This is a genomic window from Lacticaseibacillus casei DSM 20011 = JCM 1134 = ATCC 393, assembly GCF_000829055.1.
In the GTDB taxonomy this organism is placed as follows: domain Bacteria; phylum Bacillota; class Bacilli; order Lactobacillales; family Lactobacillaceae; genus Lacticaseibacillus; species Lacticaseibacillus casei.
This window is the reverse complement of the sequence record NZ_AP012544.1, coordinates 1,646,059-1,660,344: the sequence shown is the minus strand read 5'-3', so window position 1 is coordinate 1,660,344 and position 14,286 is coordinate 1,646,059. Positions and strand designations below refer to the sequence as shown.

Here is a 14,286-nt window from a genome sequence, read left to right as displayed (position 1 = left end):
GTCCCAATATAGGCACTGTGTCTTACGCCAAGACCAGTTGCTTATATTGGGTTTTTATTTGGATTAAAAGTCATATTAAAATTATACATATTATAAAAGCGTCTATTTTCCGGATAAGAGACACTAAAAAAACAAGCTGACATGATAACAATGTCATGTTAACATGATGAAACATTGATGAACGATAACTTAGAATAATCCAATGGTAAGATCGCGAGGCGAATGGCATGGATTTGTATGATTTTATTGAAAGCAACGAAGCTAGAGATGTGAAGCTGTTGCAGTTACTTTTGACAGCCGGAACGCATGGCTGTTCTTACTCCCGATTACTCGAAAGTCTACAAGTGACACCAAGTACACTTGCTGCCACTGTGGCGTCTTTGCAACAACGGCTGCAGGCATTTGACGAAGCAGCTCAAATTAGACAATGCAACGAGGGAAAAGGGCGCAGGCTCTTTTTGGAAACGCAAAAGCCGGTGTTGTTTGATGACTTGTACCGGAAACTTTTGCGACAGTCGAAGGAATATCAGATCGCGCATTTTAGAATCAAGTTAGCCACTGTCTCAAAATTTTTTGGACAATAAAAAACATCAAGAACAGATATCCTGTATCATTGAAGTTCCTACACAAACAATGGAAGAGGATATTGTCTTGATGCAGAAACAGGATAGCACACACCGCCAAAAAGGTCAGCACTTAACATCACTCGAGCGCGGAAAAGTGGCCGGATTCCACCAAGCTGGGAAGTCCAATCGTTGGATTGCTGCTGAAATTGGCGTCTGCCCGCAGACCATTAATAATGAAATCAAGCGAGGTACAGTAGATCAGGTCAAGAAGAGTAATGGCAAGCGCGTCTACCATCGACAATACCTGCCAGAGGCTGCTCAGGCACGTTACGAGACTGCACGCTTGAGCTGCCATCGTCCTGACAAGTTCGCCAGCGTACAGGTCTTCTTAGCCTGGTACGTACAGCGAGCTAAGCAGGACAAATGGTCGCCGGATGCTTCAATCGGCTATGCCAAGCGACACAAGCTGTTTACTCCTGAAGAGCTTGTTTGTGCCTCGACTTTGTACCAGTACATTGACGACCAACGCCTAGAGATTCGAAATATCGACCTGTTGGAGAAGACTAAGCGGAAGACCTCTCACCAGCACCACACCAAGGCTAAGCGCCTGGCTGGCCGCAGTATCGAGGAACGGCCTAAGGTCGTTGAACGACGCAGGCAGTTCGGTCACTGGGAGATGGATACCATTGTCGGTAAACGCAATGGCAAGAAGAGCGTCATCTTGACTCTGATTGAGCGCAAGACCCGTTGCCAACTTCTCCGCTTGATCGAAGGACGAGATGCAGACTCTGTGAGCTATGCATTGCGTGGAATCAAGCGCGAATGGGGAGCTTGCATCAAGACCATCACAGCCGACAACGGACCCGAGTTCACCGCCTTAAATACTGCTTTTGCTGGGACGGAAACTGAGATCTTCTACGCCCATCCTTACACGTCCTGCGACCGTGGCACCAACGAGGCACATAACCGGATGATCCGCCAGGACTTCCCTAAGGGCATGTCCTTAGATGACATTAGCCCTAGTCAAGTGCAGGCCACGCAAGACCGCTTGAATCAGTTGCCTCGCAAACAACAGGGCTACTGCACACCCCAGCAAAACTTTGAGGCCGAAGCTCGGCGCGTTCGCCGCATGGCCCAGTAGTCTCTCTAGCGCCACAACTTCTATTTGATAACGGCCTGTTCTGGGATTGTCCTCAACGACTGGCTAACTTGTTCTTGCAATTTACGAGGAATATCAGATCTTGGCAACACTACTGGAAAAAGGAAAATGTCGGGTTGACGAATTCGTCACGCAGTTGTACATGAGTAAAGCCGCCGTGTTTCGCAAAATCAAACAATTAAATCTCGGACTGAAGTCGCATGCGATCAAAATCAAAAATGGTACGTTGGTTGGCTCAGAGGTTGAGATTCGATATTTATATTACCAATTGGTTTTAAATAGCTATGACAGCGAAGAGCTTGCAGCTTTGGCGGCAACTTTTTCGGCCCGGCGTTACATTAAGAGATTCGAAGCACGATCAAAGGTTAAATTTTCTCCTCGTGGTGAAATCAAGCTGTGCGTTTGGCTGGATATTGCACTTAAACGTCATTTTACCGGCGATAAAAAATTTACCGGCATCCCGGAAGAAACGCTTCATCAGCTGGAAGTAAATCCGCTTTATCACATGATTAGAAATTGGCTATTTGAAATTGCCAAGCAATATGCGCTGGCTTTGGATGAATTTGAAGTCTATAACATCTATATTTTTGTTTGTTCGATGGACATCATTGATTTCTCAGCAACTGATCCTCGTCACGTTGAAAAATATTTGGCACTAGCTTTACCGACTGTGCAGCAGCGGAATCAATATTTTATGGCGGCGTTGCGGCAAATCTGTGCAGGCTTTGAGACGCAGTGTTCAGATGCTTCCAGGATCCGCATGCAGTACACATTAAATCAATTACATCATCGAATTCAGTTTTTCCAAGGAGACTTTAGGTTATTGGCTCAGCCATCTGACTGGGTGTCAATCAATGATCAGCAGTTGCAACATTTAGAAACATTGGCCAGTGAGTTGACTGCGATCGTGGCCAAGGATCACCCATGTTGCGCTGCGCCTGCTAAACGGCTTTTTTTAACGCAGCATTATGTGCGACTTTTAATGGTGACCCATGTTCAAATCACTAAACCGATTCGAATCGGCCTTCTGCTGGACGACGACTGGTTGGCGACATCTGCGGTAATGGCGCGCTTAAAACTGGCTTTGGCGGGCATGTGCTCGGTTGTCCTTGAAATTGCGGAGGCACCGGCGACATATGATTTACTAATTACCAGTTTCAAAACGTCATCGGCCGCTATTGCCGCTAAGCATCATTATCGAATCAATGAAATTGAAACAACTTACGATATTGATCAAATCAAGTCTTTGCTGGTCAGCATCATTCGCGAGCAAACTGCCATCTCCAGCCAGTTTTGAAAAGGCAAGGACGAAGATCAGATCCGCTTTCAATTAATAATTTATGGCATTTAGGTTAATTGGAAGATGAATATTTGGTATTTAGAAAATAAAATAGAATTGATGCAAGAAGCCGTTTTTACAACGAAAGTAACTGATCTTAATTAGCAAAAATTAATATACACGATAAATATAAAACAATATAAAAGCCAAAATCAGAATCTCCAAAAATCATAATGCCCAAAAATGTGAAATTTATGAGAGCACCAAGATCTATAAAATTAGTTTTTGTAACATTCAGTGTTACACAATTGGATATTATGAAAGGAGTGATAAAGGTGCCGTCAAAGCACATAAGATGGTGTTTCGTGCTATTAGCGCTGTTTACCGGTGTATGCATCAGTTGCGCATTTTTTGCTTTTGGGAAGCAAGACAACGTGCAAACGCGGTTTAGGGACCGGATTGCGAATACGGTTAAGGCCACTGATCGTCGCATGGCCGGGAATACACAGTATGGCAAGCTGAAGCAACCAGCGATGGTGCCTTTAAGCAAAACGGCCGGCCCTGCCTTATCAGCAAGACTGCTACTGCCTGGAGCAAGGATTGAGGGACTTTACACTGGGTGAGTATTTTAGTACCCAGACAAGATCACGGTGAATGAAGGGTGCTTATGAAGCTGATGGCACCAGTGTCCCATATTCCAATTCGAATATTTGGCCAACAATTCCCGACAAGGTTCAGAGCGCGACACGGCAAATGGGGTTGAATGAACCCAATAAGCGAATTGACGTGTTGTATAACAAGCAACAGATTGATTTGCTGTTTCATTCGCGCACAGGTAAAGTGACGGGCGTTGGCTCGGCAACTGCTAAATATGGTAATGCCATTATTGTTAATGGCCGAGAAACCTCAGCAAATCGCAATGCCATGGGCGTTTTGTCCTTGGTTGACAGTGATCCGGATGGAATTTTAAAAGTGATTGCCACATCTGGCGGTAGTAGTGACAATGGAAAAATCAATTCAAACTTTGGGGACCAATTTTATGGTCGGTTTGAATATATTTCGATGCGGGATCACAAATTTTTGAATTTGGGCTTTTTTCAAGACAATACTGCTGGTGCCACCGGGAATACCAAGAAGCAGGATTTTCTGAATCAGTGGGGTTTGAATCGCGTGCAACCCGTTCAGCTGGGTGACATCATTAAAGTGGAAAATGTTGAAGGCAAAATCAGCTATGCCAAAGACTCACAGGTGCATACGTTGTCGGAAGCTGAATATCCCAATATTAAGAAAGCGGTTTTCTTTCAAATCACTAAACAAGGGTTTAAACCGATGAAAGTGAACCAGCTTGAAACCAGAGTTGTCGATGTGCCACAAAATGCCACTGATGCGGAATTAGATGCAACGTTCCCTAAAGCACTCGGCATTAAATACAATATCGTTGCTAAGCGGTTTAGAACGCGACCGGATGTTAGCAAGCCCGGTAAAACCAAAGCATTTGTCTGGACTTTTGAAGTGTTAGAAGAAGATCGCGTTGCGGATTTTGACTATGAAGTCAAATTAAATGTGATTCCGGCTGGCGACATTAAAGCTAGGGACGGTCATTTTGTCCTAGGTGAACAGTGGCGGGCGAAAAATTTAAAACGCATGTTTGTCAGCGCCAACCAAATTGATGGCACCCCGGTTGCGTGGGTGGATGATCAAATCGAACTTTTGCTACCGCAGGCAATCAACGACAAGCTGAATGCTAAGACTAGGCGGATTGATGTCCTGTTCCAGAAGCTTCCTGCACCGTTCCTCTTCAATTCGAATACGGGTCACATTCAGTCCACGCAGACGGCAACGGCAACCTATGGTAACGCCATTGTTATGCGCGGCCAGAGTGACGAGGCTGGTCAATCGCGTGATGCCGGTGGTGCCTATGTGTTGTTGAATGATGACGGCTTAAAAGTCATCGCCACTTCTGGTGCGGCTAATGATAATAACGCACTCAATGACCAGTTTAAGGGAAAGCCATACGCTGCGATTGCTCATGTTGATATGAAACAGTCAACCACCAAGAATCTGTCAAAAGAATCACTCAATTGGTTTAATGGTGATGCTAAAAAGCAAGACTTTCTGAATGCGTGGGGCAACAATCGTGAATTGCCGGTCGAACCGGGTGATGTCATCTTAGTGGCCAATGAAGCAGGTAAAATCGGTTATACCCAGGATTCTAAAGAACAGCAACTGACGGCGATTAATCGTCCCAAGGAGCTTTATTTTGAAATTACCGATAACGGTTTTCGACCACTACAGGTGAATCAGTTAAAAACACAAAGTGTCAATATTCCTGTTCATGCCACTCAAGATGAAATGGATCTACGGTTGCGTGAATTCTTTAAATTACCGGCCAAAGCCAAGCTGGCAATCAAACGTTATGAAGGTAACCCTGACGTCGGTAAAGTCGGCAAGACATCGGCAAAGGTAGTCGTTTCCGAAAAATTAATGAGTGGTAAGGAAGTTGAAGCCACCTATGACGTGCCGGTTCAAGTTGTGAAGCGAGCCACTTTTGCGACTCAGCCAATCACCTTCAATTTAGGTGAAACTGTCACGATGGCGAAATTAGGTGCGATGCTTGCGTCAGCTAAAGAGTACGATGACCGCGACGTCAAGTGGGGTGATCAGAAGCTCTCGATCAATCGGCCGCAAGCCATCGACAAGTTGTTAAATCCTAAGAACCAGCGCTTGACCAAAATCGGTAATCCCATTGATGTGACGATGCGTTTTGATGCCAGCACTGGGAGCGTCTTGTCCACCAACACCATGAAGGTTGGTTATGGGAATGCGATTGCGATCAAAGGTTATGAAATGACACCGCGCTATGCTGGCGGCGTCTTGGCGCTTGTTAAAGAGCAGAATCAGTTGCAAATCGTGGCAACGGACGGTCTCGATGATGATAATCGCGAGGTTCACAGTATCTTTCCAAAGCAGAAGTATCTCAGCACGTCTCTTTATACCACCACGGGTACCATGTTAACCGTACATGATCGCAAACAGCTTGCTGCCGAAATAACAGCAAATGGCGATACTCGAAAGCAACAGCTGCTGGATCAGTGGGGAAAAGATCGGATTGCCGCGACCAAACCTGGCGATGTACTTGCTGTGGAACATCTTGAAAACAAAGTGAGTTGGATGCAAAACGGTGTTGCCCAAAGTATGCCCAAACGTCAAAACAAAAAGGAGTGGCTGTTCGAAGTCACCGATCAAGGCTATCGATTGTTAGATTTGAATCAAATGGTTTTCCCAGCATTAACATTTGAAAACCATACGGATCCGTCGAAGGTCGAACAGGTCATTAAAAATGAAGTTGCCAAGCAACAGGCGTCATTGAAGATTGAATCAATTGACATGCCTGACTTAAAGACTGTTGGGAAAAAGCAAATTCAACTCAAGGTCAGCCAAGCCAGCGTTGCCAGTGTTAATCAGCGGATTGCCTATGTGTACGAGATTCCTATTGAAGTAACTGAAGGCAGTCTCAGCTTTGTTCAAATGCCTAAAGTGATTGATTTTGGTAGTGTCCGGATTGACGGGCAGAAGATTGAAGTCCCTAGAGTAGGCGATCAATCAACCATGACGATTAAAGTCAGAGATGGTCGGAGTCGAAAGACAAGTTGGACGCTTGATGTTCAACAACAGTCGCCATTGACCGACAGCAAGCAGCGAACGGTTAAGCAATCGCTATTGTTTTTCCGTGAAGATGCACATGAATATCCGCTGAAAGTGGGTACGAATCAACGGATTAAGAAAGTTTCCAAAGCACAAATCGATCATAGCTTTACCTATGATGCGCAAGCAGGGTTGTTGCTACGCATTCCGGAAAATATGTTTGAATTTTCGGCTGATACTTATGATTTTAAATTGCAATGGACGTTAGGCGACACACCAGTCTGAGATGTGAAGAATTTATTCAGGAGGAAGATGACAAATGAAGACACACACAAAATTAAAGTTCATGGCGCTTGCGGCGTTGACGGTGGGGATGGCAACGAACTCAGCGGCTGTCCATGCCGACGATGCCCGCACGGTGACAACTGACGGCAGCGTCAAGATTATGCAATCAGATGCGCCGACTCGGGTTTTAAATCCACTTAACCCCAAAGACAAGACGCCGGGTACGGTGGCTAATGGCGACAATACCAAAAATGCAGGTGGTGAAGGCTTAACGTTAGACTATGTGTCGCAACTTGACTTTGGCCAATTAAAGTTGGATCCGACTGTTGCGACAACAGTTTATGCTAAGCCTGATCAGTGGACAGGCCAGGATGGCAAAACGATTCCGGTGGCCAATCGCTTCCAAGTGACGGATAAGCGGCTGGGGGCAGACGCTTGGAAGGTCAGCTTGTCGGCATCCAATCTGAAGTCAGACGAAAAGGATAGCCAAGGAAAGACAGTTAAGCTGGAGAATGCTTTCATCACGTTGCTGGAAAGCAGTGTTGTGGATGGACAGGCTCGCGATGCCAGCAACCATTTTGGCTTAAGTAAAGCCATTAAAGTTTATATGGGTGACGGCCAGGCGACTGACGTTTTGGCGGTCAACGACAAGGATGTCGCCAAGGGAACCTTTATTAACCTTTTCAATCTGGCTAAGGCAGGGGAAGGTGTGTCATTGACCGTTCCGGCTGAGAGTTACACGACGAAGGGCTTGAAGTCAGCTGAATTCACCACCAAGTTGACATGGACGCTAACCAGTGCGCCGATTTAATCAAGATGATGAAGAAAGGTATCAGCGGGGCTCTCGTCATCTTTGCCTTCTTGGTGAGCATGCCACCCGGGCAGGTTACCGCATCAGCTACCTTTGAAACCGAAGCGCGCGTTCAAATCGTTATCGACCCGTCCGGCCAACGCGGCGGGTCGTTGCCACTGCCGGACTTTAAGTCGATTCAGATTAAGAGTCCAAAAGTGCCTGACCGTGGATCGTCTCCGTTAAGCATTGAGAGCGGAGGTGCTCGATACCTGCCAAAACTAAACGAATGGATCAAAAATAGTCTGGTGCTTTGCGGCAGTTGCATTCTCTTGATCGCGAGTGTTTTGTATGGTCGGGAAAAGGTTATGGATCGATTAACTTTAAAGAAAGGATAAGACCCAGTGCAAATATCAGTGCCTGGCAAACTGAGTGTTGGTGTGGCGTGATAGCTGAACTTTTGGGCTGGTTTCAAGACGAAAAATGATCGTAAATTGCAAGAACAAGTTAGCCAGTCGTTGAGGACAATCCCAGAACAGGCCGTTATCAAATAGAAGTTGTGGCGCTAGAGAGACTACTGGGCCATGCGGCGAACGCGCCGAGCTTCGGCCTCAAAGTTTTGCTGGGGTGTGCAGTAGCCCTGTTGTTTGCGAGGCAACTGATTCAAGCGGTCTTGCGTGGCCTGCACTTGACTAGGGCTAATGTCATCTAGGGACATGCCCTTAGGGAAGTCCTGGCGGATCATCCGGTTATGTGCCTCGTTGGTGCCACGGTCGCAGGACGTGTAAGGATGGGCGTAGAAGATCTCAGTTTCCGTCCCAGCAAAAGCAGTATTTAAGGCGGTGAACTCGGGTCCGTTGTCGGCTGTGATGGTCTTGATGCAAGCTCCCCATTCGCGCTTGATTCCACGCAATGCATAGCTCACAGAGTCTGCATCTCGTCCTTCGATCAAGCGGAGAAGTTGGCAACGGGTCTTGCGCTCAATCAGAGTCAAGATGACGCTCTCCTTGCCATTGCGTTTACCGACAATGGTATCCATCTCCCAGTGACCGAACTGCCTGCGTCGTTCAACGACCTTAGGCCGTTCCTCGATACTGCGGCCAGCCAGGCGCTTAGCCTTGGTGTGGTGCTGGTGAGAGGTCTTCCGCTTAGTCTTCTCCAACAGGTCGATATTTCGAATCTCTAGGCGTTGGTCGTCAATGTACTGGTACAAAGTCGAGGCACAAACAAGCTCTTCAGGAGTAAACAGCTTGTGTCGCTTGGCATAGCCGATTGAAGCATCCGGCGACCATTTGTCCTGCTTAGCTCGCTGTACGTACCAGGTTAAGAAGACCTGTACGCTGGCGAACTTGTCAGGACGATGGCAGCTCAAGCGTGCAGTCTCGTAACGTGCCTGAGCAGCCTCTGGCAGGTATTGTCGATGGTAGACGCGCTTGCCATTACTCTTCTTGACCTGATCTACTGTACCTCGCTTGATTTCATTATTAATGGTCTGCGGGCAGACGCCAATTTCAGCAGCAATCCAACGATTGGACTTCCCAGCTTGGCGGAATCCGGCCACTTTTCCGCGCTCGAGTGATGTTAAGTGCTGACCTTTTTGGCGGTGTGTGCTATCCTGTTTCTGCATCAAGACAATATCCTCTTCCATTGTTTGGGTAGGAACTTCAATGATACAGGATATCTGTTCTTGATGTTTTTTATTGTCCAAAAAATTTTGAGACAGTGGCTAACTTGATTCTAAAATGCGCGGCTTTTATTGAGCTTGGCTATAGGGGTGATTGCTTTTGGGATTGGCTTGCGGCCGCAACAGGTGTTGGCTGCTGATGATGCCGGTTTTACCGTCAAAACGGTTTTACCGGCAAACCAGCGGGATACAAGTCAGACATATTTTGATTTGCGGGTCTCGCCGAATCAGGAGCAGAATCTAGAGGTCGTGATCCAGAACCGCAACACAGCACCTTTGACAGTTTTACTGGCTGCCCACTCAGCGTTTACCAATGATAACGGGGTCGTTGAATACGGTAAGTCTCCTAAACCGGCTGATCCGACTTTACCGGTCAACCTACAGGATATTGTGACGTTGCCGGCTGAGGTGACGATTCCTGCTCTTAGCCAACAAACCGTTAAGATCCATTTGAAAATGTCGGCCAAGCCCTTCTCAGGAACGGTGCTTGGCGGGTTGCAATTCAAGGCCAAGTCTGATGATAAAGGCAACGAAAAAGGCGCTGTAACCAATCGCTATGTTTATGCGGTCGGCTTAATGTTGTCGGAATCCGATCAGCCGGTCGTACCTGATTTGAAATTGCGACAAGTGGCAGCGGATAACGATCACGGTCAGCCGGCAATTCTTGCTAATATCCAGAACTTTGAAGCAGCCATCCTGCGCAATTTGCACGTGAGCGGTTATCTTTATCGCCAATCAGGCGGTAAGGCGCTTTATCGATCCGAAAAAACTCGTATCAACATGGCACCGAATTCCAATTTTAATTTCAAGCTTAATCTTGGTAAAGGCCCGTTGGAACCGGGAAAATATCGACTTAAGCTGGTTGCCAAAGGAGGTGGGCGCACGTGGAACCTGACGCGGACATTTACCGTTTCCAAGAAAGATGCCGACAAGTTACGTGAGTTATCTAAGCCGGATACGCCGGTAACATCAATACCGTGGTATCTAATTTTAGGCGGCGGGGTTGTGTTAGGCATCGGTCTTTACGCCGGGGTTAAGAAAATCCAGTCGATTCGACGCCGCAAACAGTAACCTGACGCACACTCACGCAGTTGCCTGGGTGAGATTTAAAGTCATCATGACGGCAGGCCTCCTTGTATTCTTTTTAGAGAAAATGAGGAGGCTTTTTGCTGTTTATCTGCGTCATTAAAAGTTACAATAAAATCACTGCACCTCAAGATATTGAGAGCATTATCAGTCATCAAACCCGGCAGCACAAGATCGGTCGTTGGTCGGACTGACAAATGCTACAATGGCAGTTATAATAGATACAGATAGTTGAAAGGAATGAACGCAATATGCAAGAACGCCGTGTTGTGAACGAGGCCGGCTTGACACAGTTCTTCTCCCGCATCTACACCTTGATGGGGAGCGGGCTGGTTGTGACGGCGCTCGTGAGTTATTTACTTGGAGTCACTTTTAAAACTGATTACGTAAACTTTGTTAGTGGCCACCAAATTGTTTTCTGGATTATGCTTGCTTTGCCGTTGATTTTGTCCTTCTTTGTCACAGGACGACGGGCACAGGCAAGTCCGGGTTACGCAACGTTGATGTTTTATCTGATGTCCGCAAGCTTTGGATTTACCTTTGCGAGTGTGGCAATGGTTGCGCGGACCTCGAATCTTGCAGTTGCATTAGCAACAACGGCAGTGGTCTTTCTGGTCATGTCGATGGTCGGCCATTTTGGCAAGCGTGATTTGAGCAAGGCTGGCAACATTGCAATAGTTGCGTTGGTTGGCGTGATCCTGATGTCGTTAGTTAACATGTTTATGGGTTCGAGTGGTATTCAAATGTTGATTTCCTATGCGGTTCTGATCATCTTTATCGTCTTGACCGCTTGGGATACGCAGCGTTTAAAGAACCTGTACCTGACAACCGGCAGTGACGGTCAGGCGGCAATTTCAGAAAATTCCCTGGCTGTTGTCGGAGCATTGATGCTCTATCTTGATTTCCTGAACCTATTCACCGCCATTCTGCAGATTCTGGGCGTTGGCAACAATAATAATTAAATGTATTCAAAAGCTGGCTGAACGCCGGCTTTTTTTTCTACCCAAAACTAACGCTAGTGGCGAACCGCCAAATATGACCCACCCGCCAAAAAGGCCTAGAATTTGGTACAATGATTGTGACAATTAACTCATGACATCTTCAGAGGTGGTCTGAGAAGAAAAGGAAGCTCATATATGACGAGTCAAACTAAATTATTGCTGATTGACGGCAACTCGATTGCGTTTCGCGCTTTTTTTGCCTTATACAATCAGCTCGATCGGTTCACCAATCAGGATGGGCTGCATACGAATGCGATCTATGCGTTCAATAACATGCTGGAAATTGTTTTGAAGTCTGTTCAACCGGACGCGGCATTGGTGGCATTTGACGCCGGTAAGACCACGTTCCGCACCGCGAAGTACGCTGATTATAAAAGTGGCCGGGCCAAGACACCAAGCGAGTTATTGGAACAGTTGCCGTACATCAAAGAATTGCTTGACGATATGGGCATTCAGCATTATGAATTAAAAGATTACGAAGCTGACGACATCATCGGAACCATGGCGAAGCGGGCAGATGACGCTGGCTGGCAAACGACGATCGTGACCGGTGATCGAGACTTGACCCAATTGACCACCGACCAGACGACAGTGCAGGTGACTGTCAAAGGCGTCAATGAACTTGAAGCGTATACGCCGGAGCATGTTAAAGAAAAGCTGGGGATTACGCCGACACAAATCATCGACCTGAAAGGCTTAATGGGTGACACATCTGACAATTATCCTGGGGTTACCAAAGTCGGCGAAAAAACCGCGTTGAAATTGCTGAAGCAGTATGGCAGCATTGATAACCTTTATGCGAATATTGACGGGATGAAAACATCCAAGTTGAAAGAGAACCTGATCAATGATAAGGATAAAGCCTATCTCAGTAAGCAACTCGCCACGATTGATCGCGATGCTCCCGTCACAGTCGACTTGGCGGATGTCACTTATTCTGGACCTGACTTAGCCAAACTGCGGGAATTTTATACCAAGATGAACATGAACTCGTTACTGAAAAAGATCGGCGGGGACGTGGCTAAACCTACGCAGCCGGTTCATTTTTCGGTGCTGGATGATAAGTCCATTTTGGCCCTGACGAAAATCACGGAACCAATCACTTTTGAAATCGAAATGTTGGACGACAATTATCATATTGCCGACCAGATTGGTTTTTTTATTGGCACGAAAGACGAAACGTATGTCAGCACGGACGTTTCCTTGCTGACGATTCCCGAAGTGACCAAATGGCTAGGTGATTCGAAGCGGGATTTGACGGTGTTCGATGGCAAGCGCAACATTGTGGCTGCCCATCGCTTGGGATTAGAGTTACCGGACATCGCGTTTGACGTTTTACTGGCTTCATACTTGATCAATCCGGACGAAAATAGCAATGATTTAGGCAAAATCGCCGAAGACCATGATTATCACGACCTGCCGCGGGATGAAGATGTTTATGGCAAAGGAGCCAAGCGCCAAGTACCAGAAGATGAAAAGCTATTTGCCCAATTTGCCCGCAAGTCAATGGCACTTTTTGCGTTACGTCCCGACTTAACCGAAGATCTGGCTAAACAGGAACAGACCGATCTTTTCACGGACATGGAAATGCCATTGGCGCGCGTGTTGGCAGAGATGGAAATTCAGGGAATCACGCTTGATGCCCAGACCTTAAAAGATATGGGTACAGAGTTTTCACAAAGCATCAAGGTGCTGGAAGAAAAGATTTATGGTGAGGCTGGCGTTAAGTTCAATCTGAATTCGCCAAAGCAACTGGGCGAGATCTTATTTGAAAAGCTGAATCTGCCGGTCATCAAGAAGACCAAGACAGGTTATTCTACCAGTGTCGATGTCTTAAACGAGCTAAAGTCTGCCAGTCCGATTGTTCAGGATATTCTGGATTATCGCGGGTGGGCTAAGTTGAATTCGACGTATGTTGTGGGGTTACTGAAGGCGCAAATGCCGGATCACAAGATTCATACCCGTTACTTGCAGACGTTAACCCAGACCGGCCGCTTAAGCTCCGTTGATCCGAATATGCAAAACATTCCAGCGCGAGACGAAGGCAAAATCATTCGGAAGGCGTTTGTGCCGTCCCATCCTGATTGGCAGATTTTTAGTTCGGACTATTCGCAAATCGAATTACGCGTGTTGTCACATATTTCCGGTGACGAAAATATGCAACAAGCCTTTAAAAATGGCGTCGATATTCATGCCAACACAGCGATGAAGATTTTTGGCTTGGATTCACCGGATCAAGTCACGCCGGATATGCGACGGCAAGCCAAGGCAACTAATTTTGGAATTGTTTATGGTATTAGCGACTATGGCCTGGCACAGAATATCGGAATTTCGCGTAAGCAAGCCAAAGCTTTCATTGATGGCTATTTCGAGCAGTATCCCAAGGTTCATGATTACATGGCCAATATGGTTAAAAAGGCGCGCGAAGACGGTTACGTCGAGACGTTGTTCCATCGGCGCCGCTATTTGCCGCAAATTCATTCACGTAACTTTAATTTACGTAAGTTTGCTGAGCGCACCGCGATGAACACGCCGATCCAAGGCAGTGCAGCGGACATTATCAAAGTTGCGATGATTCGCATGCAGAAAGCGTTAACCGATGCCCATCTGCAAGCCAAAATGCTGTTGCAGGTGCACGATGAACTCATTTTTGAAGCTCCTACCGCAGAAATGGAGCAACTTGGTAAACTTGTGCCTAAGATTATGGATTCTGCCGTGCAACTGGACGTGCCGTTGAAAGTCGATAGCCATTACGGCCCGACTTGGTTTGATGCGAAATAAGGAGAACGGG

10 protein-coding genes are annotated in these 14,286 nt (G+C 46.7%); 9 read left to right on the top strand and 1 reads right to left on the bottom strand.

The genetic code is table 11. The features are described 5' to 3' along the window. The first annotated feature begins 227 nt into the window (after positions 1-227). The 6 genes from LBCZ_RS08215 (at position 228) to LBCZ_RS08185 (ending at position 8,122) form a co-directional block, all read left to right on the top strand. Positions 228-584, top strand: coding sequence for a hypothetical protein (locus LBCZ_RS08215; RefSeq protein ID WP_039639136.1), 357 nt, complete (start codon positions 228-230; stop codon positions 582-584). 70 nt (positions 585-654) lie between these two features. After that, positions 655-1,707 carry an IS30 family transposase gene (locus LBCZ_RS08210; protein ID WP_080769602.1) on the top strand — a complete coding sequence of 351 codons (1,053 nt, stop codon included), beginning with the start codon at positions 655-657 and terminating at the stop codon, positions 1,705-1,707. Between the two features lie 100 nt (positions 1,708-1,807). Beyond that, positions 1,808-3,022 carry an AcpB/EbpR/MafR family transcriptional regulator gene (locus LBCZ_RS08205; RefSeq protein WP_052253350.1) on the top strand — a complete coding sequence of 405 codons (1,215 nt, stop codon included), beginning with the start codon at positions 1,808-1,810 and terminating at the stop codon, positions 3,020-3,022. Between the two features lie 636 nt (positions 3,023-3,658). Continuing rightward, positions 3,659-6,934 (top strand): hypothetical protein, encoded by a 3,276-nt coding sequence (locus LBCZ_RS08195; protein WP_052253347.1) that lies wholly within the window; start codon positions 3,659-3,661, stop codon positions 6,932-6,934. 34 nt (positions 6,935-6,968) lie between these two features. Then, positions 6,969-7,745, top strand: a complete 777-nt coding sequence (locus LBCZ_RS08190; RefSeq protein WP_025013863.1) for a WxL domain-containing protein — start codon at positions 6,969-6,971, stop codon at positions 7,743-7,745. Positions 7,746-7,750: 5 nt separating this feature from the next. Continuing rightward, the gene (locus LBCZ_RS08185; protein ID WP_129334720.1) at positions 7,751-8,122 is read left to right on the top strand and encodes a hypothetical protein; all 372 of its coding nucleotides are present in this window, start codon (positions 7,751-7,753) and stop codon (positions 8,120-8,122) included. Between the two features lie 176 nt (positions 8,123-8,298). Here the strand turns inward: LBCZ_RS08185 and LBCZ_RS08180 are convergent, their stop codons facing one another. Further along, complete coding sequence (locus tag LBCZ_RS08180; RefSeq protein ID WP_080769598.1) at positions 8,299-9,351, bottom strand: IS30 family transposase; 1,053 nt, start codon at positions 9,349-9,351, stop codon at positions 8,299-8,301. A gap of 129 nt (positions 9,352-9,480) precedes the next feature. Between LBCZ_RS08180 and LBCZ_RS08175 the strand changes: the two genes are divergently transcribed. The 3 genes from LBCZ_RS08175 (at position 9,481) to polA (ending at position 14,276) form a co-directional block, all read left to right on the top strand. Beyond that, entirely contained in the window at positions 9,481-10,479 is a 999-nt protein-coding gene (locus tag LBCZ_RS08175; RefSeq protein WP_107750383.1) for a WxLIP family cell surface protein, read from the top strand. Between the two features lie 266 nt (positions 10,480-10,745). Beyond that, the gene (locus tag LBCZ_RS08170; protein WP_010487867.1) at positions 10,746-11,456 is read left to right on the top strand and encodes a Bax inhibitor-1/YccA family protein; all 711 of its coding nucleotides are present in this window, start codon (positions 10,746-10,748) and stop codon (positions 11,454-11,456) included. A gap of 174 nt (positions 11,457-11,630) precedes the next feature. Then, positions 11,631-14,276 (top strand): DNA polymerase I, encoded by a 2,646-nt coding sequence (gene polA / locus LBCZ_RS08165; RefSeq protein WP_025013642.1) that lies wholly within the window; start codon positions 11,631-11,633, stop codon positions 14,274-14,276. Positions 14,277-14,286: the final 10 nt, after the last annotated feature.